The sequence below is a fragment of the Pasteurella multocida genome (genome assembly GCF_900187275.1).
Classification (GTDB): Bacteria; Pseudomonadota; Gammaproteobacteria; order Enterobacterales; family Pasteurellaceae; genus Pasteurella; species Pasteurella multocida.
The window spans coordinates 492,181-515,414 of record NZ_LT906458.1 but is presented as its reverse complement, the minus strand read 5'-3'; the positions used below and the strand labels follow the sequence as shown (position 1 = coordinate 515,414).

Here is a 23,234-nt window from a genome sequence, read left to right as displayed (position 1 = left end):
AACGCCACAAAAATCTACCGCACTTTTGAGCTTTTCTTGATACAAAACATTCTCTTACTCCAAATAAATGGAAAACTCAAAATCAAACGAAAATCTTATGTTATAATTCCCCCAGTTTTTATGTCGATAAAGGACTCAGAAATGAATTATTTGCAAATCGCACGTGAAACATTAGCGGTCGAAGAACAAGCACTGGCACGTTTAGGTCGGCGGCTTGATACCCACTTTAACGAAATCGTTGAGTTAATTTTACAGTGTCAAGGACGCTTAGTGATCGGCGGGATCGGGAAATCGGGGTTAGTGGGGAAAAAAATGGTCGCTACTTTTGCTTCTACTGGAACACCCAGTTTTTTCCTACACCCGACAGAAGCCTTCCACGGTGACTTAGGTATGCTCAAACCAATTGATATTGTCATGTTGATTTCTTATAGCGGTGAAACAGATGATGTCAATAAACTCATTCCTAGTCTCAAAAATTTTGGCAATAAAATCATCGCCCTCACGGGAAACCCAAATTCAACCCTCGCCAAACACTCTGATTATGTCCTAGATATCAGTGTTGAACGTGAAGTCTGCCCTAATAATCTTGCCCCTACGACCTCTGTGCTGGTCACAATGGCATTAGGCGATGCCTTAGCGGTTGCCTTAATTAAAGCGCGTGATTTTAAACCAGCTGACTTCGCACGCTTCCATCCAGGCGGTAGTCTTGGACGGCGTCTATTATGTCGCGTCAAAGATGAAATGCAGACACGTCTGCCTGTCACACGCTTAGAGACCTCTTTTACAGACTGTCTGAGTATTATGAATGAAGGACGAATGGGGGTTGCTTTAGTAATGGAACAAAATCAATTAAAAGGGATCATCACTGATGGGGATATTCGTCGCGCGCTTACGGCTAATAGTGCAGAAACCTTACGTAAAACAGCACAAGATTTAATGACATCGAACCCTAAAACCATTCATCAAGATGCCTATTTAGCTGAAGCCGAAGCCTTTATGAAAGAGAAGAAAATCCACTCTTTAGTGGTGATTAATGATCAACAAAATGTGGTTGGCCTAGTGGAGTTTACAAGCTAATGTTAACGGAAAAACTCAAAAAAATTAAATTTGTGATTACAGATATCGACGGTGTACTGACCGACGGCTCTTTGCATTACGATGCCCATGGTGAAGCTTTCAAAACCTTTCATGTTCGTGATGGCTTGGGGATCAGAATGTTAATGGAATCTGGCATTCAAGTCGCGGTACTCTCGGGGCGAGATTCCCCGATTCTACGCAAACGTATTGCAGATCTAGGCATCCAACACTTTTTCCTCGGCAAATTGGAAAAAGAAAGCGCCTGTCTTGAATTGATACAACAAGCCAATGTCTGTGCGCAAGAAACGGCTTATATTGGTGATGACAGCGTTGATCTGCCTGCTTTTGCCGTCTGTGGTGTTGCCTTTGCAGTACAAGATGCGCCGGCTTATATCAAAATGCACGCTGATCACGTACTAAGCCTGAAAGGTGGACAAGGGGCCTTTCGTGAAATGTCGGATATGATTTTAGCGGCACAGAATAAAAGTGACATCTACACGAGTGCGCAAGGCTTCTTAAAAGCCGCAAAAAAAATGGCACAATAAACTGTCCGCAACAAAAAAACACGCGTAAAAGCGTGTTTTTTTATGAAGAAAGAAAACCTCTTTTATTTAATAATTCTTAAATGAGAAGTCGCTTTTTTTTCCGTCGTTTTGTCTTTGTTTGTGCTTTTTTGAGTATTCTCACTGGTTTTTGGTTTATCGACAGCCTCAACAAAGCTCAGTGGCTGCTCAATACCAATATTTTGTGTTGCGAGCTCATCATAAATCGCTTCAGGTTCAAACAGTACACCATCACCATTTTCACGAGCATAAATGGCTAACGCAGCCCCCATAGGAATAAAAATATCTTGTGAAATACCACGAAAACGCGCGCTAAACTGAATACTTTCATTGCTTAGTACCAGATTACCTGTCGCATTCGCAGATAAATTGAGGACAATTTGCCCATCTTTGACATATTCCACAGGGACTTTCACACCAACATAAGTCGCGTCCACCACTAAATAAGGGGTGAAATCATTATCCACTAACCAATCATAATACGCTCTTAACAAGTAAGGACGCTTTGGTGATGATTTATGTAGCATACTGATTATTTCTCATCCATTAAGTTTTTCGGAGCCGACACGCCTAAAGATTGCATAAATGAATCGCGTTCAAAAACACGTGCCATGTAAGCTTTAATTGCTTTGCTACCCGCCCCACTGAAATCCACACCCAGTTCTTGCATACGCCATAATAATGGGGCGATATAACAATCTACTAAACTAAACTCTTCGCTCATAAAATAAGGCATCTGCGTGAAAATAGGCGCAATCGCTAAAATCTCTTCTCTTAATTGTTTTAATGCGACAGCACGTTCTGCGTCCGTGCCTTTTTCAGCTTTTGCTAATACTGGGTACCAATCTTGCTCAATACGTAACATTAATAAACGGCTTTTCCCACGTGCCACTGGATAAACAGGCATCAAAGGTGGATGAGGGAAACGCTCATCAAGATATTCCATAATAATACGTGAATTAAATAACACTAAATCACGATCAACTAATGTCGGCAACGTGCCATACGGATTTAATTCCATTAAATCTTCTGATACGACTTGAGGATCTACAACTTCCGTTTCATAAGCAACACCCTTTTCAGCCAAAACAATCCTTACTTGGTGGCAATAAATATCTGTTTTATCTGAAAAAAGTGTCATTATTGAACGTTTATTTGCAGCGCTTGTCATCTATTCCTCCGACAGCTCTAAAATGAATTAAAATTTATTAAACTTTGCCTGATTCTGGCATGATTTTATATAAAAAATGGGCGTTTATTCTACCACAAATCGCCCACTGATTTCCAAAGATTATCGTAAATTTTATTGAGATAAAAAAATTGCAAGCCTTTTGGGCTTGCAATCTGAATATAAAACGTAAAAGAAAAATTAACGTTTTGAGAATTGTGGACGACGACGCGCTTTGCGTAAACCCACTTTTTTACGTTCAACTTGACGTGCATCGCGAGTAACGAAACCAGCTGCGCGTAATACAGAGCGTAAACTCTCATCATATTCGATTAATGCACGAGTGATACCGTGACGGATTGCACCCGCTTGACCAGAAATACCGCCACCTTTAACAGTAACGTATAGGTCTAATTTTTCAGTCATTTCAACCAACTCTAACGGTTGACGAACGATCATACGTGCTGTTTCACGACCGAAATACACGTCTAAATCACGTTGGTTGATAGTGATTTTACCACTGCCCGGTTTAATAAATACACGAGCTGAAGAGCTTTTGCGGCGACCTGTGCCGTAGTTTTGATTCTCTGCCATATCCTAAACCTCGTGATTAAATATCTAAAACTTGTGGTTGCTGTGCAGCGTGGTTATGTTCAGAACCTGCATACACTTTCAATTTACGATACATTGCGCGACCTAATGGACCTTTTGGCAACATACCTTTTACCGCAATTTCAATCACTGCTTCAGGACGGCGTGCGATCATTTCTTTGAAAGTCGCTTGTTTGATGCCACCTACATAGCCAGTGTGCCAGTGGTAAAGTTTATCGCTTTCTTTGTTACCGGTTACAGCAACTTTCTCTGCGTTAATTACGATGATGTAATCACCCGTATCAACGTGTGGCGTGTATTCCGCTTTATGTTTACCACGAAGGCGACGTGCTAATTCAGTCGCTAAACGACCTAAAGTTTTACCTGTCGCATCTACTACATACCAGTCGCGTTTAACCGTTTCTGGCTTTGCTACAAAAGTTTTCATTAATTAATTACCAATAAAATAATATTAATACCCAGTGTTTATGTTGTTTATTCACCCATAAACACAACCATGAATCTTAATCAAGCACCCCTTCGAGTGTGATCTCGATAAAATAATGTCTGGTGGGAAATCCAGTACATTCACAGGGTCGCAAGATTATACTCGAGAAAAAAAGGAAAAGCGACTACTTTTTGTTAAATTTTGCCACAGAAAAAGCAAGAGAAAGGAAAAAAGAAAACCGTCTGCGACTTACGGATTCACCACAAACGGTTTGATTGGCTTATGCTTCGCTTGTCAAATCTTTAATGACTGTTGAAGCGGCATTTTTGGTCACTGACACAATCCCTTTTTTAGCAGAGACGGACGAGGAATAATATTGACTACGACCAATTTCTTGATGATTTTTTGCTTTTAAAACGAAATAAGGCTTATCGTTTTTTGCAACACGGACTTCAAAATTTTTTTCATCAAGACCATTTTTTTGGACCGATGCAATGCCATTTTCAGCGGCAGAGCGTGAACGATAAAGTTCGCTAGTTAAAATCACTTGGCTATTTGCAGCTTTTAAATTAAACATAAATTGACCATCTTTTGCCAATTTCAGTTCATACCAACCTAATGCCATATTGTTCTCCTTCTTATAAAGTTCCCATGAGACGAAATTCTCATCAACAAGAATAAAATTTTTGGCGAAAATTGCAACCTTTTTAACCAATTAAATTGCCTGTGAAGTGTAGAGTTCAACTTTACTCAATTCGGACAAACGTTTGATATACTTTTCTAGGCGCGCAGGAAAGCGAAGTCCTTTGACACAAGTTAAGTTTCTCAGCAACGGAAAAACTAAAATATCTTCGAATGACAAATGCTGATTTAATGAAGTTTCCCCCATTACGAGCGCAGATAATTTTTCAAGATCTTGTGTTAAACGTGCAAGATAAGTCGGCGTATTATTGAAATGTTGCGTAAAATCACCCACATAGTCGGTTTTCTTTTTGGTGAAATAATCAATCGCACTTTGCGTAGCAAATTCCGCCAAGTCCAGTTTTACGAAACGTGGCATCAATAAATAATTAGAATAACTCGTGATTTCCGCTAACAATGCCTCAATTTCTGGACGAACCGCTGTCTGTAAAATCGCTTCCCCGTAATGTGCGTCAATGTATTTCACAATATCTAAGCTTTCTGGCATGGCAGTACCGTCTTCTTTCACTAAAATAGGCACCATTTTTTTTCCCACTAAACGAATTGGGGTTTCTTCATCATCATTTAACAGAACATGTTTTTTGAAGGGTATGTTCTTTAAGCCAAAAATCATCATCGCACGGACACAATAAGGGCAATGATCATAAACATAGAGTTCCATTTTTTACTCCTTTTAATTTACATGAAATAGTTTACTCTAATCAGATTTGTTAAATAATTCAACTAACAATTGGTTCAAGCCACTTTGTCTTTTTACTGGATTTTTCACCGCACTTTTCCAAATTTCGGCACTTGAAAAAACGGTTAATTGCTGTTTCGCACGTGTCACGCCTGTATAAATCAATTCACGTGATAAAATCGGGTTAGGTTCGGTCGGTAATACCAAACACGTGTGCGCAAACTCAGACCCTTGTGATTTATGTACCGTCATCACAAACGCGGTCTCATAGTTTGGCACACGGCTAGCGAGCACAGTTTTATAATGCCCTTGTCCCTGCTCAAACCAGACTTTACCTTGTCCTAAAAATAAGCCAATGTCGCCATTATATAAGCCAATATGGCGATCATTTTGCTGGATCATAATTGGTTTACCTAAATACCAATCGCGTTCGTGTTTAAAATCAAGTAAGCCTTTTTGTTGTAAGCGTTGCGCGATTTTCTGATTTAGCTGTTCTACCCCTAGCTCTCCAACGCGTAATGCTGTTAAGAAACGAACCGCATTAAACAAGACAAAAATTTCTCCAACTTGTTGTTCATTCAGTATAGGTGACTGTTGTTGTAATGCTTTCAGTTTCACTAAATAATCTGTGTATTTTTCAACCGCACTTTTTACCACTAACGCTGCACACGCTTGGCTATATAAACTCGGGTTATCTCCTTTTAATAAGGCAACCTGATCAAAATCCACCATTTCGATATCATTAAAATGGGTAAATGCGTTCCAACTTACCTCAACATTGCCTTGATTAATCGCCTGCGCTAATTGTCCAATCCCAGAATCCCCCGAAAAACGATGACTATGATGCAAACGGCATAAATGATCACGCAACGGGGAACCTTGATCTGACGAAATTAACTCAATATCCGCCACTGCTTTTAAATACTGGGTTAACGTAGGACTATAGGCGTGTTGAGAAAATTCAGACAACGCTCCCAACATTTCCCCTGCTTCCACAGGAGACAATTGATTTTCATCTCCAAGCAAAATTAATTTGGTATTCGGTTTGAGTGCCTGTAATAATTTCGCCATTAATGGCAAGTCAATCATAGACGCCTCATCGACCACCAATACATCCAATGGCAATGGATTGTTTGGATGAAAGGTGGGTGTTTCTTCAAAAAAACGTATGCCCAATAAACGATGTAAGGTCTGCGCTGTAGTCGGAATAGAGGCAATTAAATCGGCACAGATCGCCATATTTTCTTGTGCTAAACGCGTTAACGCACCATTAATTGACTCCGTCAAGCGTGCTGCCGCTTTGCCTGTAGGTGCAACTAACTTAATCTTAAGCTGACACGCAGAAAGTGTCTGTAACGCCAAGAGTAAACGTGCGACAGTAGTGGTTTTCCCTGTTCCTGGACCACCTGTAATCAAACAAAATGGTTGTTTTAACGCGGTCGCTACTGCTACTTTTTGCCAATTCACCCCTTCTATTTGCTGTACCGCAGGAAAATAGTGCATTAAGATCGCGTTGATTTGCTCATAAGCAATAGGCGCTGTCTCAGCCCCCCGCTGTACTGCACGTTGAAGATAATGAGCAACTCGGTATTCATCTTGCCAGATACGATAAAAATAAAGCGCATTAAACTGAAACACTAAAGGGGCGACTTTTTCCAGCGGCGTTGCTGTAAACGCTATATGATCCGCCAAGCTTGATTGCCAACATTCAATCGGTAGAAAAGCAATTTTTTCTTGAATAATATGGAGATAATGCTGCTCTGCTGTTCGATAAGCCAAATTAAAATAATTAGATTCCAGCCCTTTCTCTAGAAATAAGCAAGTATTGCCTTGTTGATAGCTGTAACTACAAAGTGCGGCAAGCAATATGGCTAAATTTTTCTGTTCCCGCGACAGTTCATCTGGTTGCTTACCCGCGATCAATTGCGCAAAGTAGTAATCTCCTTCACTGATCACCTTGTGTTGTTTTAATTCTTTTAAGGTAGCAAGCATTAAAAAAGCTCCTCTAATTCTTGAATCAAATTAGCATCTGGCTTATGAAAAGAGATCCCCTGTTGATCCTTTCCATTCATGCCACGTAAAAAGGTGTACAAGACACCACCAAAATGGGTTGCATACTGATAATGAGGATCACGCAAGGTTAAATAACGATGTAGCGCCAAAGTATAAAATAAATACTGCCAGTCATAATGTTGTTCCAGCATGACCTGCTGTAAATGCGCGGGTGTATAGTCCGAAGGAGAAGTTCCCAATTTATTCGATTTATAATCCAACAGATAATACTGTCCATCATAGCGGAAAACCAGATCAATAAAGCCACGCAACAACCCTTTTATACCTTGTTTAAGGGTGTGTAATTGTAATGGTGCTGAAATAAAACGGTATTTTTGTAACAATTGATTAAATTTATGTGCTTGAAATTCATGCTCAAATTTCAAATAAAATTCCATTTCTTTTATGCAATCCTGTGCGCTGAGAGCAGATAAAGTTACTGGGTGTTCGCGTAATAATGGCGTGTTTAAAATGGTTGTGAGCCATGTCTGCAAGGGTTCAAGCCATGTTTCCTCTAATTGCAATGCCTGACACATTTGAGCCACCGCTGCTCTGTCCACGGGTTGATCTAAAGGGAATTTTTCAAAATAACGGTGCAGTACTTTACCAACCATTGTACCGGCTGGAAAATCAAAAGGCGTATAGCCTTTGCTATACCCCGCCATCTCCGCCACAGGTCCGAGTGCAACATTGCGTCCTAACGAAACATCATAATCTTTATGATCGAGCAAGAATGACACATCCGGCGTTTTTTCTTCCTCTGCCTGTGTGAGTAACTGCATTGTTTTTTCATGCAATGCACTGATCGCGCTAAAGCTAGTCACTTGCCAATTACGTTCAATATTGCCATGAAATTCTGCACATTGTAGCACCTGATCCGCGCTATTCTCTTTTATGCTAGTGCTCAGATGAATCGGTAATGCCTCAAATTCCTCCACCTGAATCTTAACATCGGGATAGACAACACGTTGCTGGAATGCAGTCAGTGCCGCACGGACATCAGTTTGTGTCATTGCGCCTTGGGTTAACACATATTGTAAGCAATTCCAATGACTGACAAAGGTTTCAGGTAGCGCCATAGCAACTTGGTATTTTGCGCGAGTTAAGGCAACATAAAACAAACGCATAGCTTCCGCACGTTGTTCTTGTTCAATCTCAGTTTGATGTGTTTCGTTGAGATCCCAAAGTACCTGCTGTTTTTCGTGATGGTAATAAGTATCAAGCAACGCGCGATTCGGTTTTGGTGCATCCGCAATAAATGGTAACCAGACTAAATCATATTCCAACCCTTTCGACTTATGGATCGTCACAATTTTGACAAGCTGACGCTCACTTTCCAAGCGAATTTGTTGCTCCTCTTGGCGATTTTCACCTTGAATTTGCTTCTCAAACCAGCGCAATAAACTCGCCGCACTTTCATTCAAAGTACTCGCTTCTTGCAACAATTCAGCAAGATGCAATAAATCCGTTGTTTGACGCTCACCGCCTACTTGACTTAACAATTTTTCCATGATTTTTTCATCTAGGAAAAGGCGATGCAACATCACTAAAATCCCTTGCCATTGCCAAATCCGTTGGTAATTCACAAATCGCTCAACGACCTGTGTCCAACGTTGCTCATCTTGTTTAATCTCACTGATTTCACGTGTGGTTAAGGCAAAAATACGCGTCGCAATGGCGTTTAAAATATTGCGCTCACTAAAAGGATGTAAACATGCGGTTAAAATCAAGGCTAATTCTTTCGCCTCATGGCAATCAAATACGTTACTTTTATCCGATAAATAAACCGACGCAATACCTACTTTTTGTAACGCCTCGCTGACAAATGACGCTTCTTTCCAATCTTTTACCAACACTGCAATTTTTTCCGCGCGCAAAGGTTGTCTTTTTTCTTCCTCTTGTTTTGCCTCGGCAGAATAAAAAATTGCGTTATGTTGAACCGCACTTTGTAACCACTGTTGAATCGAACGAGCACAAATCGTCGCTAACGTTTGCTTTTGGGCTGAAGTCAGGTTCCCACTGGCTTTTTTGGCAACCCCAACATCCCCCACATAACAACGGAATGGAGGTTCTTGTTGCCCATTTAACCAGAATGTTGGCTTATTTTGGCAAGCTGCGACAGGCAGAAATTGAATTTGCGGATATAAAAAAGGTAAGCCTTGTTCAAACTGAAATAAACTGTTGACAGCATTCACTAAACGTTGTTCCGAACGCCAGTTCGTGCCTAATGTAAATCGAGCATCCGCTTGTTCTGCCGCTTGAAAATAGGTGAAAATATCCGCACCACGGAATTTGTAAATGGCCTGCTTAGGATCGCCAATCATAATGAAACCATTTTCTGTGGTTTGTTGGTGCAAGTAAATCTTGGAGAAAATATGATATTGCTGAGCATCGGTGTCTTGGAACTCATCGATCATCGCAAAGGGATACTGCACGCGAATAAACTGTGCAAGTTCTTCGCCTTGCGCTGAATAAAGTGCGTCACGTAACAAACGCAATAAATCGTCAAAATTTTTCTCTGTATGCTGCGCTTTATACGCAATCAAGGTCTGTTGCACACCACGTAAATAATAATAGCGTAATAATTTTGCGTAAAAAGGCTGAACGTCAAGTTGTGCATTGACTTCTTCGACTAACGCAAAAACAGGATGGCTCAACGGTGTTGCCCCTTCTTCTGCGTAAGTATTTAACGCACTTTGGCTAAAATATTTACTTAACTTATCATTTAATCCACTGACCAATGGCGAGGTTGCCCACTCATGAATGACTTTAAACCAATTGAGGACATTTGGCTTTTTAAAAGTGGTACGTTTGAGTCTTTTCTTTTCCCCTTTCGGATAGGTTTTCTCTAACTCCGCCAATATCAATGCTTGAATTTCTGCTTCCTGTGCAAGCCATTGTTGTTTTAATCGCTGGATATTTTGTTGTTGTGGTGCGATATGTTGTTGTAAAAAATCTTGCAATGGCATCGCCAGCCACGCTTGATATGCCGGTTCAACCTGTAAATCTTGTGCAATATATTGGCGTAGCTCAGAAAATACTGCTTGGGGGGAACCTAGCGTTTGGTGAATATAATTGGCAACCAAAAACGGCTGTGAATAAAAATGTTCACGCCAAAACGCTTTAAACAAACGCTCAAGTAACGCTGTTTCATCTTTGTTTAAAGTAAGATTGAAATGAACTCGCGAATGAAAGGCATATTGCATCAACATACGACGACAAAAACCATGAATCGTATAAATCGCCGCAAGATCCATGGTCTGTTCTGCGATAGTTAAACGTTGAATCGCCAGATCAAGATCGGAAATTGAAGCAAGACATGCTAACAAAAAAGGATCATCTTGCAAGGCTTGTTCACCTTGCTCTTGATACGCGATCAAGGCTTTTTTGGCTTGATGAATACGCTCTCGAATTCGCCCTTTCAGTTCTTCTGTCGCGGCTTCCGTAAAAGTGACCACTAAAATCTGTTCAACCGTTAACGGCTGGGAAAAGCTGTTTTCCCCGGCTTGCAATAATAAGCGCAAATAAAGCGAACCAATCGTATAGGTTTTCCCTGTCCCTGCGGAGGCTTCAATCAAACACACTTTATTTAACGGTAGAGTTACGGGGTTGAGAACAGCTGTATCCATCATATTTTCTCGCTATCAATCAAAGATAAGAAAAGTGCGGTCTAGTTTACCGCACTTTTTCACTTAAAAGTTTAAGACGTTATCCGCCGCAAAGGTCCAATCTGCAAGCTCAGATAAGGTACCAATTTCTACTCCTTCGGCTAAAGGGAGTTCCGAGATCCCCCTCGCATTAGTACAAGTTTTACACAACTTCACTTGTGCACCTTGTGCTGTGAGAATTTCCAACGCTTGTTGTAAATGGTAGCCTTCTGCTGGATTTTGTTTTGCCAGACCTCCAGTTACCGCATCGGACATTAAAAATAATTTAATCTCAACCGCACTTTTGTGTTGCTCTTGTAACTGTAAGGCTAAACGTAAGGCACTAAAAAAACTTTCATTACCATAAGGGGCAGCACTAATAATAAAAAGGAATTTTTTCATCATTAACCTACCCAAATAAATTTAATCAAAAACAGTAAAGACACCACCCAAACTGGCGCATTGATTTCTTTCACACGACCGGTACAGGCTTTCATGACACAATAGCTAATAAAACCAAATGCAATCCCTTCTGTAATCGAATAGGTAAATGGCATCATGGCAGCCGTAATAAAAGCAGGCGTCGCTTCTGTTAAATCTTCCCATTTAACACGAATCAAGCTAGATGCCATTAAAATTCCAACATACACCAATGCTCCTGCTGTAGCATAAGCTGGCACCACACTGGCTAAAGGCGAAAAGAAAATGGTTAATAAGAATAATACGCCAACGGTAATTGCAGTTAATCCGGTACGTCCTCCGACTGACACACCGGCGCCACTTTCAATATAAGTACTGATGGCGGAAGTCCCCATATAAGACCCTGCTACAGCACTTACACTATCCACATAAAGCGCTTGTTTCATTTTAGGGAAACGCCCACGTTCATCACTAAAGCCCGCTTTATCGGTTACACCGAGTAATGTGCCTGATGAGTCAAATAAATTGACCAGCAAGAAAGAGAAAATAATGCCCAGTAACGCTGTATCTAATGCTCCCGCAATATCCACTTTACCAACGACCGTACTTAAACTTGGTGGCATAGACATGATCCCATTAAATGTCACATTAGGGTCAATAAAAAAGGCTAAACCGGTCACAACCGCAATCGACACTAACACACCAGAATAAATATTACGTGCAGCTAAGACCACGATAATAAAGAAACCTAAAATACCGAGAAGGACTTTAGGATCATGTAAATGACCTAATGCAACTAATGTGACAGGGTTAGCTATCACCAGTCCCATATTTTTAAAACCAATCAGAGCAATGAATAAACCAATTCCTGCACCAATTCCCACACGCAATCCCAACGGAATCGATGCCATGAGCCAATAACGAATTTGGAAAATAGTTAATACCAATAGACCGAGCGATCCCCAAAAAATAGTACCCATACCAATTTGCCAAGAATAGCCTAATTTTCCCACAACGACATAAGCAAAAAATGCATTTAAGCCCATGGCGGGTGCGAGTGCAATAGGAAGATTGCTAAACAATCCCATAGCAATAGTACCCAATGCGGCAATTAAACAGGTCGTGACAAATACGACTTGTTTATCCATGCCTGCGTCGCCCAAAATAGACGGGTTAACAAAAACAATATACACCATAGTAAAAAAGGTGGTGATACCGGCAATAATTTCTGTTTTTAAGGTTGTTTTTTTCTCAGTCAATTTAAAAAAACGATGAAGAAAAGATTGATTTTCCATTATGATTCCTAAGTGATGATGAAAATGAAATGCTGAAAAACAGGATAAAATGAGAGGTGTTTTTCCACCGAATTCTAACAAAAGAAAAGCCTTGATGCATTGTTTTTTCACTCAAAAATCAACACATCAAAGCAAATGATGACGGGGAGGCAATCGTTTTACATCAATCGCGTTACAAACCTAACTGATATTTAATGCGATCAGCAAACATGCCAATACTCACCGCAAAATAATTTGAGCGATTCCAATCGAGTAATGTGCGGTAATTATTTGACACTAAAAAGGCGCGCCCTACTTCACGATCAGGTTGCACAAGCCATAAATCTGCACCAGAAAGTGCACTCAGCTTTTCTTGATTTTGAAGGCTATTTGACTTGAGTGCGACGCCTAAATGTTGCCAAGCAGTTAAGGGGCGTTTTTTCTGATGCTCAATACCAGACAAGGCGATATCGAGAGGTCTGGTCAACTGCACTTCTACCCCCCATGGTAATTGTTTATCCCAACCAACTGTACTCAAATAACTGGCAATTGAGGCAAACACATCATCGTGGTTTTTCCAAATGTCTTTTTCGCCGTCATGATTACCATCGGCGGCATAGCGTAAATAAGAACTTGGCATAAATTGAGTTTGTCCCATCGCTCCCGCCCATGAGCCTAACATTTTCTGGCGAGGGATATCACGACGTTCTAACATTTTCATGGCAGAAACAAATTCACGGCTAAACAAGCTTTCTCGGCGTCCTTCAAAAGCTAAAGTAGCCAATACAGACAGTACATCATATTGCCCTTGATAATGCCCAAAACTGCTTTCCATACCCCATAAAGACATGAGGTATTCTTTTTGCACACCAAAACGTTGACTTGCCTTTTCTAATTGGGCTTGTTGCTCCCAATAACGTGAGGTCGCCACATCCACTTTACGTAGTGTTAACACCCGATCAAGATAATGCGTTGTGCCATGTGGATTGGAACGAACGGGCGCATTAGGATCACGTTTTTGAACACGACCTGCTTGTTGTCTATCAAGCTCAATCGCTCTGGAAATATACTGGATATCATTATGATCATTGAGCGTTTGCTCAGAGACGCCTTCAGCACGCGCTTTGCGTTTTAAAAAGAGCACATAATCTGAAAAGTTTTCTACCTGACGCGCTTTTTGGAATTGGCTTCCTGCCGCTAATGGCGTAATAGGCGGCTTATTTGCACAACCAACTAAGATAAGGCTCATCAATAATGCACTGAGGCGAAACCATGATTTAACTAACACAATACCTGTCCTACTTTCTTAAAAATTGATAAATGATACGTAACAATGAAGTGGGCAATAAGCGTGGTAATGCCCGTAATAAAAAGGTGAATAAGCCTGATAACATACCCTGTAACTTTACGCGATATTTCAACTTAAATAAGCGCCATTCCGCTTGTGCTTGAGCAAGCCCCCGGCGACGCCCCACCATGCCATTTCCGACACGAGCATAAACCAAAATATCAGGTAAGTTCGCCACATTGTGACCACTTGCCACTAATTTAATCCACAAATAATAATCTTCTTGCAGATCTTCATAACCACCACAAGCTAAGACAGCCTGTTTTTGATAAGCCACTGTCATATGATTAAATGGACAGCGCTTTCGGGTAAATTGCACAATGTCGGCTTTGCTAAGTGGCACGTTTCGATAACTGACAATCTCATCAAGCGACTGCCCAAATTCGGCAATTTGTCCACCCACAATGATTACATCGGGATGTTGCTGGATATAGGCTACCTGTTTTTCAAAACGGGTCGGCACACAAATATCATCGGTGTCCATGCGAAATACCCAATCGTAAGAACAATGCAATAAGCCTTCATTTAACGCCTTACCCAAGCCACGATTTTGTGCCAATTTCACTGTTTTAATCGGTAAGCGCATTTCAAACTGCTGTACAATCGCTTCTAATTCTTCACTGACCGGACCATCAAACACCAATACAATTTCATCTGCGGGTAAAGTTTGCTGTTGTAAGCTCTCGAAACATTCCCTTAAATACAAGGGATTTTCTTTCACATACAAAGACATCAAAACAGAAAATTTCATTAAATAAACCTTTTCATCTGAATAACCAATTTAGGCGAAAGACAAGTGAGTAACGCCAATATGCCATATTTAAGTTGCCCGCTTTTGCGAAACATGCCGGCGTAATAACGTGCAGCGCCCCGTGATAAATTCATCATATGGGGATACGCCAGCATATATAACGCATTTAACTCAAACGCTTGTGCTTGTTGTGTCGTTTTAACATAACGTGCTTTAATTTCTTCAATCGCCTGTTCCGTATGTGAAGTATTGGTGGATACACTGGCACGTTTAGTATGAAAAGTACAACGTGTCAATGCTTGCTCCACATATAAAGGTTGGAAATCCTCATCAGACACCAGCTTTAACAAAAATTCATAGTCTTCCAATGCCCTTAAATAAGAAGATAACCCGCCAACCTTTAAAAAAAGCGATTTTTGCACCGCAATCATCGGCATCCCACCAATTTTATTGGCACGGAGCAAATTCTCTAAGGTTAATAACGTAGGGTCTGCATAAGGGTGAGTCTGGTAAGTAAACCCTTCATTAACCATCACACAGTATGCTGGATGATAGATAAAGTTCACTTCCGGATGCTGAACGATAGCTTGAGCTAAAACAGCACATTTTTCTGCTAAAAACCGATCATCATCATCTAAAAAAAGCAACCAGTCATAACGTGCTTGTCTTGCCCCCACATTACGACTTTCTGCTGCCCCTAAATTTTGCGGATTACGGATGACTGTGCAAGGGAAAGCATATTCTTGATTGATCTCAACCGGTTCACGGGAACAATCATCGACAATAATCACTTCAAAATGCGTTACGGTTTGCTGATGCAAACTTTCCAACAACGCAGGGATTTCCGCTTGTCGATTGTAAGACGGCACAATAATACTAAACATTATGCCCCCTCTCGCGCTTGACAGAAAATACGGTATTTTCCCGTCGTGCCAAATAACGATAAGAACATCAATAAAACTAGCATAATACCGGGAAAGGCATAGGTGTCAGCTTTGACGTGTAATACACTTAAAATAAATACTGTGGACAGCATAAAGCGCCAACTACCGTCAAACCAGTTATCCGCTACCCGTTTGACAAAATAGAAGGTAAACAAAAAACACACTACTAAATAACCTAGCCCACCATACAAAACTTGGCGAAGAAACCCTGAATCGGTAGCACCATAATATTTCCCTTCGGCGGTGTAATAATAACCATCCCCCATCAAAAATTGTTTAAACGTTGGGATAAACAACTGATTTTTAATCAAATTCTCACTTGATGAACTGATCTTGCTTACGTCTTGATGTGACAGTAAATTAATCACCGGTTCTAACGCATGTGCGACATATTTATGTTGTGGGAAATTCAGGGCGAAGAACAACACAAGACCAGCAAACAAGAACAAGACTGGTAAATAACGCCATTTAAAATAAATCAAAATACTAACAACAGACAACATAAAGAAAGTTCGGCCTGAAATTAAGCCAATAAACAGCAATAAAAACACAAATATTGGTGATATTTGATTCGTTTTTGCATTATAGGCCAATAAAAAATGTAACAGCATCAAATAGAAAATACTGAGCTGGAAAAACGCGGAAGAAGTGAGATTGTATAAACGGTATTCTTGCTCTGACTGATAAAAGCGAGGTAATAGCGTATTCGTTGATAACGCAAAATCAATCATAAAAGCCACGCCCATAAGTGCAACGATACCCACGACGGCTTGTACCACAATCCCGATTTTTAAATCACGTATCAACTGTGTTTTGCCTTGATGATGGCAATAAAATACATGATAAATCGCCACTCCAAACAAAAACAGTAACAACGTTTTGACATACATTTTGGCGACAGCAAACTCGTTTGTCCCGTTTATCAGCGTCGGTATGAGGCTCAATAAAATCAACGCAAGAATCACGCCAATACTGTCTAGCGGAAGCAAAATACCTTGTGGTAACTGTTTTTGATATACCCGATAGGCTAACACCACACAGGCAATCACACCGCTAAAAAAGGCCATGCGAAAAACATGCGCTAACCAAGGATCGTACAAATAAAAGAAATTCAATAATGCTGACATACCCTGTACCTAACCTTTAATCTGAAAATTACGTTGAATTGCTAACCATTTTTTCAACGGATATTTCAGCCATTTCTGCCATAAATGATGTGAAACCGAGCCTCGACTCGCCTCTAAATTACTGACTAATGCGGGGTTTTCAATCGCCAATAATGGGCGCACGACCATGATGTCCAAGCAAAAATCGCGACCAAATAAGATAAAATCATCCGCTAACCAGAATGGACGTTGTCCTTGTTGTGATTGTTCAATAAATACTCGAGCCGCAGATTTCTTAATCAAATACGCCACGGTTCCTGCAAAGTAATTTTTATAAGGATATGCGTAATAAAATGACGAATGGGCAATTTTCTTTGCACAACACGCAAATGTCGTCGGATAATTAATTTCGAGCTCGCTTGCCTCAAAGTGATCAATTTTTGATTGTCCAACTAAAATGACATCTGCCTGCGGTTTTTGTGTCAGTAACGTCTCAAGATGTCGCTGAAAACCTTGATTAAACAGCACATCGTCTTCACAGACTAAACAATAGTCATTTTCTGATATCGTGGCATCGCCTACGATCTGTTGGTACACCGCAAAATGACTGAGCGTACACCCCACTTCCCCTTTAGTCACCGCTCGCCCATAATATTGTTGAAAACGGTTAAGATCAAAAAGTGCGGTCAAATTTTCCCAACTTTCCTGCATGGTATTCATTGCAGAAAAGACAGTGAAGTCCGCCGTATCTGGTTGAGCAAAAAAATGCTCACGACGCGCGTGATCTTTTTCTAATGAAATAAGCCATTTCTGCATATTACTCTCTTATATCAATAACGTTAACGCCTAGCTCATCAAACAAATCATAACAAGCATCATAGGCGGGATTTTCTGTGTCAATTTTTAATGCTACCACTTCAATATTGTCACTTTTATTCATGATATTAATAATGGCGCTACTAAAATATGTATAAACACAGTATTTGTGGGTTTGACATTGCTGAAGAATATAATCTTCAAAGATCAATTCCGTATCAATGTAATTGACTTGGGCTAAACGATACTTTTCGCGTGGATGAGGCAAATAATAATGAATATTAAATTGTTTGATCACGCGTTCCGCTAAGGCAATATTGCGTTCATCTTCAGCAAAAACGGGTTGCCCAAGCAATACGTTAATCACCGCTGAAGTGACTTTTTCACTGTTATCTGCTGCGACCAATTCAATCGGCTCCACCCGTTCAATAATATTCTTGAAGCCTTTATAAATAGTGTAGTGTGTATGGGATAAAGCGCGTAATGATTGAATACTGTATTTATTACCTAACAGCACATTAATCAGTTTTCGCTGCAACGTGGCAGGGTCATCTTGGTAAAAAAGACTATTCGGTACAATATTAATTGTGCCGTCATCAAAGGTATTTAACAGATTAAAGTCAATGGCACTTAATAAAAACTGAATTTGTAAGTCATTAATGTTTGCCACAAAAACCTGATCAAAGTGCTTACCCGAAAACGTTCGTTTTAAATACAGAATTTCTTTTAATAGATTGAAGCGATCCTTATGCTGCACCATGGAAAAAAAACCTTGGCACTGTTGCGCAAGCCGCTTTGCATAAAAATCAAATTTTTTATTACTGACTGTTGAAAGCATGACACCATAAAATGACGTATGCGGAAATTTAGCGATAATTTTTTCTGCAATCAACACCTGTAACGGTGTACAACAAATAATCAAATTCATTTTACTTTCCTACTTTAGCCGTCATCCAATACAACACAGGTAAAATGCTGATTGCACCAATAATACTGGCTAATGGCACAAACTGGATCTCGGTGAGGGTCAAACCCAATAAGCTGATCACATAAATCAATGTGGTTAACACAGAACAAATCGAAATTGACTTATTCTGACCATGATAAAACAGATAATTCACTAAAATCAGATAAGGCACCACGAGGGTCGTGGCAATCAAAAACAGCACAATATAGTATTTAGTGCCAACAAATTGGTTCCCTAATAACCAAACAACAAATGGCTCTGGAATAAACCACATGATCAAAGCAGGGATCGGCACCAATAACAAACTGTATCTTGCCCATCGTTGTACCTGCACTAATGTGATACGTTGCTGTTTTAAGCCCTCAAAAAAATAAGGGACTAAGGCTTTATTTAACACTTGAATCAGAATCATCACAATTGCTGCAATTTGTGCGCCCATCGCGTACAGCCCCAGTTCCGCTTCACTAAAGGCATGATAAATAAAAATCCGATCTAACTGTCCACGTAAAAATAGACTGACATTATGAAAGATTAATGGCAAGCCAAAGCCCAATAGATAATAAAGTGCGGTCTTATACTGACGAAAATTAAACGATTTTATCCGTGTTTTTTGGCGATATAAAAGATAAGCAAACAGAAAAACTAACAAATTACTGAATAAAATCGCCAAAATCCGCTTTTCTACCAACTCGGTTTGATACATTTCTAACATGAAAACGGTGATACCTGCGGATAAACTTGCTGAAAGAAATTGGATGACAGAATACGCCACAGCCTGTTTCTGACATTGCCGAACACTTAATTGGACCGCCAAGAAAGATTGAAAAATCGCAGAAAGTGCTAAATACGCCAACATCTCTGCCTTAAAGAAGAGGCAAAATGCTAAGATCACGCTACCAATAGACAAGGTATAAGCGTATCCCGCATTTACCACTAAATTTAAGGCGCGTTTACCATAAACGTAAAAAAAACGCGCAATGGCACCTTCTTGGCTTAACCCAACTATAATCAGAAATAAGGCAAGATAAGTTTGATAGTAAGACAGTTCACCAAAACCCTCTACCCCTAATTTACGGGACAAATACGGTAATAAAAGGAAAGGCACCGATCTGGAAATCAACTCTCCGAATAAATAAATTGCACTGTCTTTAATGGCTTTCATGCTGTGCTCTAGGTCAAATAACTAAGGCGCCATTTTAACAACAATACAATTTTAAACAATAGACAACCAAGGGGAGATCATGAATAATAGTACACCTTTTACTTATCTTTACTTAACATGTTCGGACTCACAAAACTCATTACTGTCGTTATTCTTCCGCCATTTAATGTGCTGATTCTTTGGCTACTGTCTTTGCTCTTTTCTGTCTTACATTATAAAAAACTCAGCCGTTTATGTGCACTCCTAGGTCTCACGATCCTCTATATTTTTAGTTTGCCTTATACTTCACATAAGATTGAAGATAGCTTAGTCATTGAAGACAAGTTAAGCCTAGCTGATTATCAACAAGCCCAGGCGATTGTATTACTTGGAGGCGGATTACGTGATAGCAAAGAGTTATACGACAAGCTGACGGTGAGTGCGATCCCGCTAGAGCGCGTTCGTTATGCTGCTTATTTACAAAAGCAAACCCAACTTCCATTATTGATTACAGGTAGTTCACCAAAAGGAATTTCAGAAGCGCAAATCATGGCAAATGAACTCAATACTTTCTTTTCTGTTCCAACAACATGGGTGGAGGGTAAGGCAAGAACTACCAAAGAGAATGCTTTGTTTAGTCGTGAGATTCTCGAAAAAGAAGGCATTAAACGCGTTATTGTCGTAACAAACCAATGGCATATGCAACGTGCTAAACTGCTTTTTGAACAACAAGGATTCGAGGTTTTACCTGCTAGTGTAGGGCACGGTATTTCACCCCAAAGTTATGGACTTAATGTGATGTATTTTATCCCACAAGCGGGTGCCCTGAACAAAAATATGTTGCTGTTAAAAGAATGGCTCGGTTATTGGAAAGAAAAGTAAATCACGTTTCCGCTCTCTTATTGTTCGCTTAATTAAATATCAGGCATAAAAGAACAGAGGATGTTTTCTCAAGCTGATTATCAATATGCGTCCTTAGTATCGATAATTTCTTAGTAATTCATATCAGTAATAGGTCTGTGGTAAAAATCCAGCCATTTTTCTAGCAAATAGGCAAATTCTTTACGGGGAATGAAACGGGGAGCGGTATCTCTCTCATCAACATCATCAGGGATGTCCTCTTCTTCCATATCATCTAACAGATAGAAACCCACTTTTATTTGATCATGATCTATCAAGGCATCAAATGACTGCGAACTAATCCAATCCCGAGTAATCGTTGAATCTCGAAGCATCTCTAATACCTTACTCATCCAACTTAAACGTTCCAACGTGCTAAGATAATCAATAATCACCTCATCATTTTCCCGATTATTACTTTCATAAACGCAGCAAGCTTTATGTGGGCGATTATTATATGTGCCATAACTAAAAAGAACTTTCATTTTATTATCTCCATCAATTTATTACTGGATAAACTGTTGAAATATTATTATTTTATCAAAATGTTATATCACTTCAACACCTGATTTTATTATTCTTTTATCACCTTGCCTAAGGTGGAATATCCACCCACAATCACAGTCATAAATACGCCTCCTTGGTGTCAATAATTTCTTGGTAATTCATATCAGTAATAGGTCTTTGGTAAAAAGCGATCCATTTTTCCAGTAAATAGGCAAATTCTTTACGGGGGATGAAACGGGGATCGGTATCTCTTTCGTCAACATCATCAGGGATGTCCTCTTCTTCCATATCATCCAATAAATAGAAACCCACTTTTATTTGATCATGATCTATCAAAGCTTCAAAAGGCTCTGCATCAATCCACCCTCTATCAAGTGATGGATTTTTAAGCATTTGTAATATGTTATCTATCCAATTTAGCTCGTCTAATGTACCAATATAGTCAGTAACAACACTATCATCATACTTATTATCACTTTCATATACTTTACAATAAGTATCCCAGTCTCCATTCAAAGCATAATAACCAAATTTTACTTTCATTTTATAACTCCTTGTTTCCTAGAAGGATAAACAGTCAACACTTTACCATTTCTATCCAGAACCCATTCTACTTTCACGCCTGATTTTGTTATACCTTCCCATTTATTTTCAAACTTTTCCATTGGTACTCTATTATTAAACGCATGCTCTAACTCCACTTTCAACCTATCCTCTGTCCATGTTCTTGGAAACATTGTGGATACACCTTCATTTCCCCTTTTCTCCAAAAATTTCGGCGCATCAGGATCGGTTTTCGCTTTCGGGTTAGGGATCAGCACCCTCGCTTCATAACCCCCATTTGGGTATTCCTTAATCACCTTATCCACAACCACATTGCCTAAGGTGGTGTACTTTCACTCTCTCATGTAAAAAAACGGTCAATTTTTCAAAGTAAAACGTTTTCAAAATTGACCGCACTTTAATACTTAAATTAAATCTGATTAGAAAATACACTTATCATTGCCTTCCTTTGCTACTCCAAACAATAAGTCATCTTTTTCTCATAATCTATTCTAAATTCAGGTTTTTCTGCGATCAAAAAACCACTTTCTCCTTGACAAAAAAGATGAAGACTCGGTTTTGATGTTTTATTTTTTGAATCAAATCCCATCTCTTTAATTTTTTCTAAAATCTTAATGCGGTTTTCTGTACTTGAATGAGAAAAAGAAATGACTAAAGTAAATCCTTGAATAACTCGCCCTCCAAATTGTTTATATTCTCCATTCATAAAAATAATTTCTTTCGTTAAAGTACGATAAATCCGCCTTGTTTCTGCTTCTATAGCGAATTGTTTTTTAGCTGGTCCACCAAGAAACACATACCCATTACCTAATATAATCAAGGCAATAAGTAGGATTTTAAAACGAGTGATTTCCATTACTCACCACCTAATGTTCCTATTTTAAATGTTTTTTCTTGATTTATGCTCCCTCTACTAACGTCAATCCTGAGAGCCATTTCTCTATCAAATCTCCCACAGCTGGATCTCGCCTTTGACAAGTGCTTTAATCAAACCGCACTTGTGTGAACACGAGAGCGTTCCCAATCCTAAATTATTAAATAAAAATGCTAATCTGGGATAATTCATTAGATTCATTAAATTCGAAATGAATATTTCTTCCATTATAAGAATATCTTACCCAGCCACTACCTTTAAAATTTGGCTCCCCTAAAAACCTTATAATATCCTCTATTGAGAATCCGTGTTTAAGATCACATATTAATTCATGAATAAATGGGCATGAAAAATAATTATCAACCTCTACCAAGAAAAAGAAAACCGAATATAAGACATACTCTTCATCTATTCTTTTAAAACAAAATTCAACACCCCTCTTATAAAACAAATAATATATCTCGTGTTCATCTTTATGACTTAGTTCATCCACTTCAAAATCTGAAGAAACTATTTCTACTAATTTTAAAATATCTTTATTACTTTCGTTTTTACCTAATGCCGATATAAACGAGTTAATATTTCCCTCTAAATATTTTATCATTCTGTTATTCCTAATATTTTATTTATTCCTACTACCTTTTATTGTATGTTACATTTTCACTTAATGGTTTCTTTTTTGGGCATTCAGACCT

The 23,234-nt window shown here is 39.4% G+C and carries 25 protein-coding genes; 3 read left to right on the top strand and 22 right to left on the bottom strand.

Going from position 1 to position 23,234, the window contains the following annotated elements; translation table 11 throughout:
• Window positions 1–141 precede the first annotated feature (141 nt).
• Window positions 142–1,077, top strand: coding sequence for a KpsF/GutQ family sugar isomerase (locus CKV69_RS02450; protein ID WP_016504224.1), 936 nt, complete (start codon window positions 142–144; stop codon window positions 1,075–1,077).
• Complete coding sequence (locus CKV69_RS02445) at window positions 1,077–1,622, top strand: KdsC family phosphatase (RefSeq protein WP_005721972.1); 546 nt, start codon at window positions 1,077–1,079, stop codon at window positions 1,620–1,622. Before CKV69_RS02450 ends, CKV69_RS02445 begins: the two co-directional genes overlap by 1 nt.
• Window positions 1,623–1,684: 62 nt before the next feature.
• Here the strand turns inward: CKV69_RS02445 and CKV69_RS02440 are convergent, their stop codons facing one another.
• The 17 genes from CKV69_RS02440 to CKV69_RS02360 form a co-directional block, all read right to left on the bottom strand.
• Window positions 1,685–2,167, bottom strand: a complete 483-nt coding sequence (locus CKV69_RS02440; RefSeq protein WP_005721970.1) for a ClpXP protease specificity-enhancing factor — start codon at window positions 2,165–2,167, stop codon at window positions 1,685–1,687.
• Between the two features lie 5 nt (window positions 2,168–2,172).
• Window positions 2,173–2,811, bottom strand: a complete 639-nt coding sequence (gene sspA / locus CKV69_RS02435) for a stringent starvation protein SspA (RefSeq protein WP_005726291.1) — start codon at window positions 2,809–2,811, stop codon at window positions 2,173–2,175.
• Window positions 2,812–3,009: 198 nt separating this feature from the next.
• Entirely contained in the window at window positions 3,010–3,402 is a 393-nt protein-coding gene (gene rpsI, locus CKV69_RS02430; RefSeq protein ID WP_005721962.1) for a 30S ribosomal protein S9, read from the bottom strand.
• A gap of 16 nt (window positions 3,403–3,418) precedes the next feature.
• Window positions 3,419–3,847, bottom strand: coding sequence for a 50S ribosomal protein L13 (gene rplM / locus CKV69_RS02425; RefSeq protein WP_005726289.1), 429 nt, complete (start codon window positions 3,845–3,847; stop codon window positions 3,419–3,421).
• A gap of 280 nt (window positions 3,848–4,127) precedes the next feature.
• A complete protein-coding gene (locus tag CKV69_RS02420) occupies window positions 4,128–4,472 on the bottom strand; it encodes a YegP family protein (protein ID WP_005726287.1) in 345 nt (114 codons plus the stop codon).
• Between the two features lie 90 nt (window positions 4,473–4,562).
• Complete coding sequence (locus CKV69_RS02415; RefSeq protein WP_014325959.1) at window positions 4,563–5,210, bottom strand: GrxB family glutaredoxin; 648 nt, start codon at window positions 5,208–5,210, stop codon at window positions 4,563–4,565.
• Window positions 5,211–5,246: 36 nt separating this feature from the next.
• Entirely contained in the window at window positions 5,247–7,220 is a 1,974-nt protein-coding gene (recD, locus tag CKV69_RS02410) for an exodeoxyribonuclease V subunit alpha (protein WP_014325958.1), read from the bottom strand.
• Window positions 7,220–10,909, bottom strand: a complete 3,690-nt coding sequence (gene recB / locus CKV69_RS02405) for an exodeoxyribonuclease V subunit beta (protein WP_014325957.1) — start codon at window positions 10,907–10,909, stop codon at window positions 7,220–7,222. Before recB ends, recD begins: the two co-directional genes overlap by 1 nt.
• A gap of 63 nt (window positions 10,910–10,972) precedes the next feature.
• Window positions 10,973–11,329: a DsrE/DsrF/TusD sulfur relay family protein gene (locus tag CKV69_RS02400; protein WP_005756400.1), complete on the bottom strand. Its 357-nt coding sequence runs from the start codon at window positions 11,327–11,329 to the stop codon at window positions 10,973–10,975.
• A 2-nt stretch (window positions 11,330–11,331) separates the two neighbouring features.
• Window positions 11,332–12,642 (bottom strand): NCS2 family permease, encoded by a 1,311-nt coding sequence (locus CKV69_RS02395; RefSeq protein WP_005751392.1) that lies wholly within the window; start codon window positions 12,640–12,642, stop codon window positions 11,332–11,334.
• A 172-nt stretch (window positions 12,643–12,814) separates the two neighbouring features.
• Window positions 12,815–13,909, bottom strand: a complete 1,095-nt coding sequence (locus CKV69_RS02390; protein WP_016504222.1) for a lytic murein transglycosylase — start codon at window positions 13,907–13,909, stop codon at window positions 12,815–12,817.
• Between the two features lie 10 nt (window positions 13,910–13,919).
• Window positions 13,920–14,720 (bottom strand): glycosyltransferase family 2 protein, encoded by an 801-nt coding sequence (locus CKV69_RS02385; RefSeq protein ID WP_014325955.1) that lies wholly within the window; start codon window positions 14,718–14,720, stop codon window positions 13,920–13,922.
• Entirely contained in the window at window positions 14,720–15,604 is an 885-nt protein-coding gene (locus CKV69_RS02380; protein ID WP_014325954.1) for a glycosyltransferase family 2 protein, read from the bottom strand. The genes CKV69_RS02385 and CKV69_RS02380 overlap by 1 nt, the downstream gene beginning before the upstream one ends.
• Window positions 15,604–16,791 (bottom strand): hypothetical protein, encoded by a 1,188-nt coding sequence (locus tag CKV69_RS02375; RefSeq protein WP_014325953.1) that lies wholly within the window; start codon window positions 16,789–16,791, stop codon window positions 15,604–15,606. The genes CKV69_RS02380 and CKV69_RS02375 overlap by 1 nt, the downstream gene beginning before the upstream one ends.
• Window positions 16,792–16,800: 9 nt before the next feature.
• The gene (locus tag CKV69_RS02370) at window positions 16,801–17,586 is read right to left on the bottom strand and encodes a glycosyltransferase family 25 protein (RefSeq protein WP_014325952.1); all 786 of its coding nucleotides are present in this window, start codon (window positions 17,584–17,586) and stop codon (window positions 16,801–16,803) included.
• Window position 17,587: 1 nt separating this feature from the next.
• Window positions 17,588–18,514 (bottom strand): CMP-N-acetylneuraminate:beta-galactoside alpha-2,3-sialyltransferase, encoded by a 927-nt coding sequence (lst, locus tag CKV69_RS02365; RefSeq protein WP_014325951.1) that lies wholly within the window; start codon window positions 18,512–18,514, stop codon window positions 17,588–17,590.
• Between the two features lies 1 nt (window position 18,515).
• The gene (locus CKV69_RS02360) at window positions 18,516–19,715 is read right to left on the bottom strand and encodes a flippase (protein ID WP_014325950.1); all 1,200 of its coding nucleotides are present in this window, start codon (window positions 19,713–19,715) and stop codon (window positions 18,516–18,518) included.
• A gap of 117 nt (window positions 19,716–19,832) precedes the next feature.
• Here CKV69_RS02360 and CKV69_RS02355 point away from each other — a divergent pair, with 117 nt between their 5' ends.
• The gene (locus tag CKV69_RS02355; protein WP_005751382.1) at window positions 19,833–20,576 is read left to right on the top strand and encodes a YdcF family protein; all 744 of its coding nucleotides are present in this window, start codon (window positions 19,833–19,835) and stop codon (window positions 20,574–20,576) included.
• Between the two features lie 110 nt (window positions 20,577–20,686).
• On the opposite strand, the gene CKV69_RS02350 is transcribed toward CKV69_RS02355, so the two are convergent.
• The 5 genes from CKV69_RS02350 to CKV69_RS02330 all read right to left on the bottom strand — a co-directional run bounded on the left by CKV69_RS02350 (window position 20,687) and on the right by CKV69_RS02330 (window position 23,143).
• Window positions 20,687–21,079 carry a DUF5376 domain-containing protein gene (locus tag CKV69_RS02350; protein WP_014325949.1) on the bottom strand — a complete coding sequence of 131 codons (393 nt, stop codon included), beginning with the start codon at window positions 21,077–21,079 and terminating at the stop codon, window positions 20,687–20,689.
• A 139-nt stretch (window positions 21,080–21,218) separates the two neighbouring features.
• Window positions 21,219–21,644, bottom strand: a complete 426-nt coding sequence (locus CKV69_RS02345; protein WP_014325948.1) for a DUF5376 family protein — start codon at window positions 21,642–21,644, stop codon at window positions 21,219–21,221.
• Window positions 21,641–21,970 (bottom strand): EndoU domain-containing protein, encoded by a 330-nt coding sequence (locus CKV69_RS02340; protein WP_016504666.1) that lies wholly within the window; start codon window positions 21,968–21,970, stop codon window positions 21,641–21,643. The genes CKV69_RS02345 and CKV69_RS02340 overlap by 4 nt, the downstream gene beginning before the upstream one ends.
• Window positions 21,971–22,116: 146 nt before the next feature.
• Entirely contained in the window at window positions 22,117–22,521 is a 405-nt protein-coding gene (locus CKV69_RS02335) for a hypothetical protein (protein ID WP_016504665.1), read from the bottom strand.
• A gap of 178 nt (window positions 22,522–22,699) precedes the next feature.
• Window positions 22,700–23,143: a hypothetical protein gene (locus CKV69_RS02330; RefSeq protein ID WP_014325946.1), complete on the bottom strand. Its 444-nt coding sequence runs from the start codon at window positions 23,141–23,143 to the stop codon at window positions 22,700–22,702.
• Window positions 23,144–23,234: the final 91 nt, after the last annotated feature.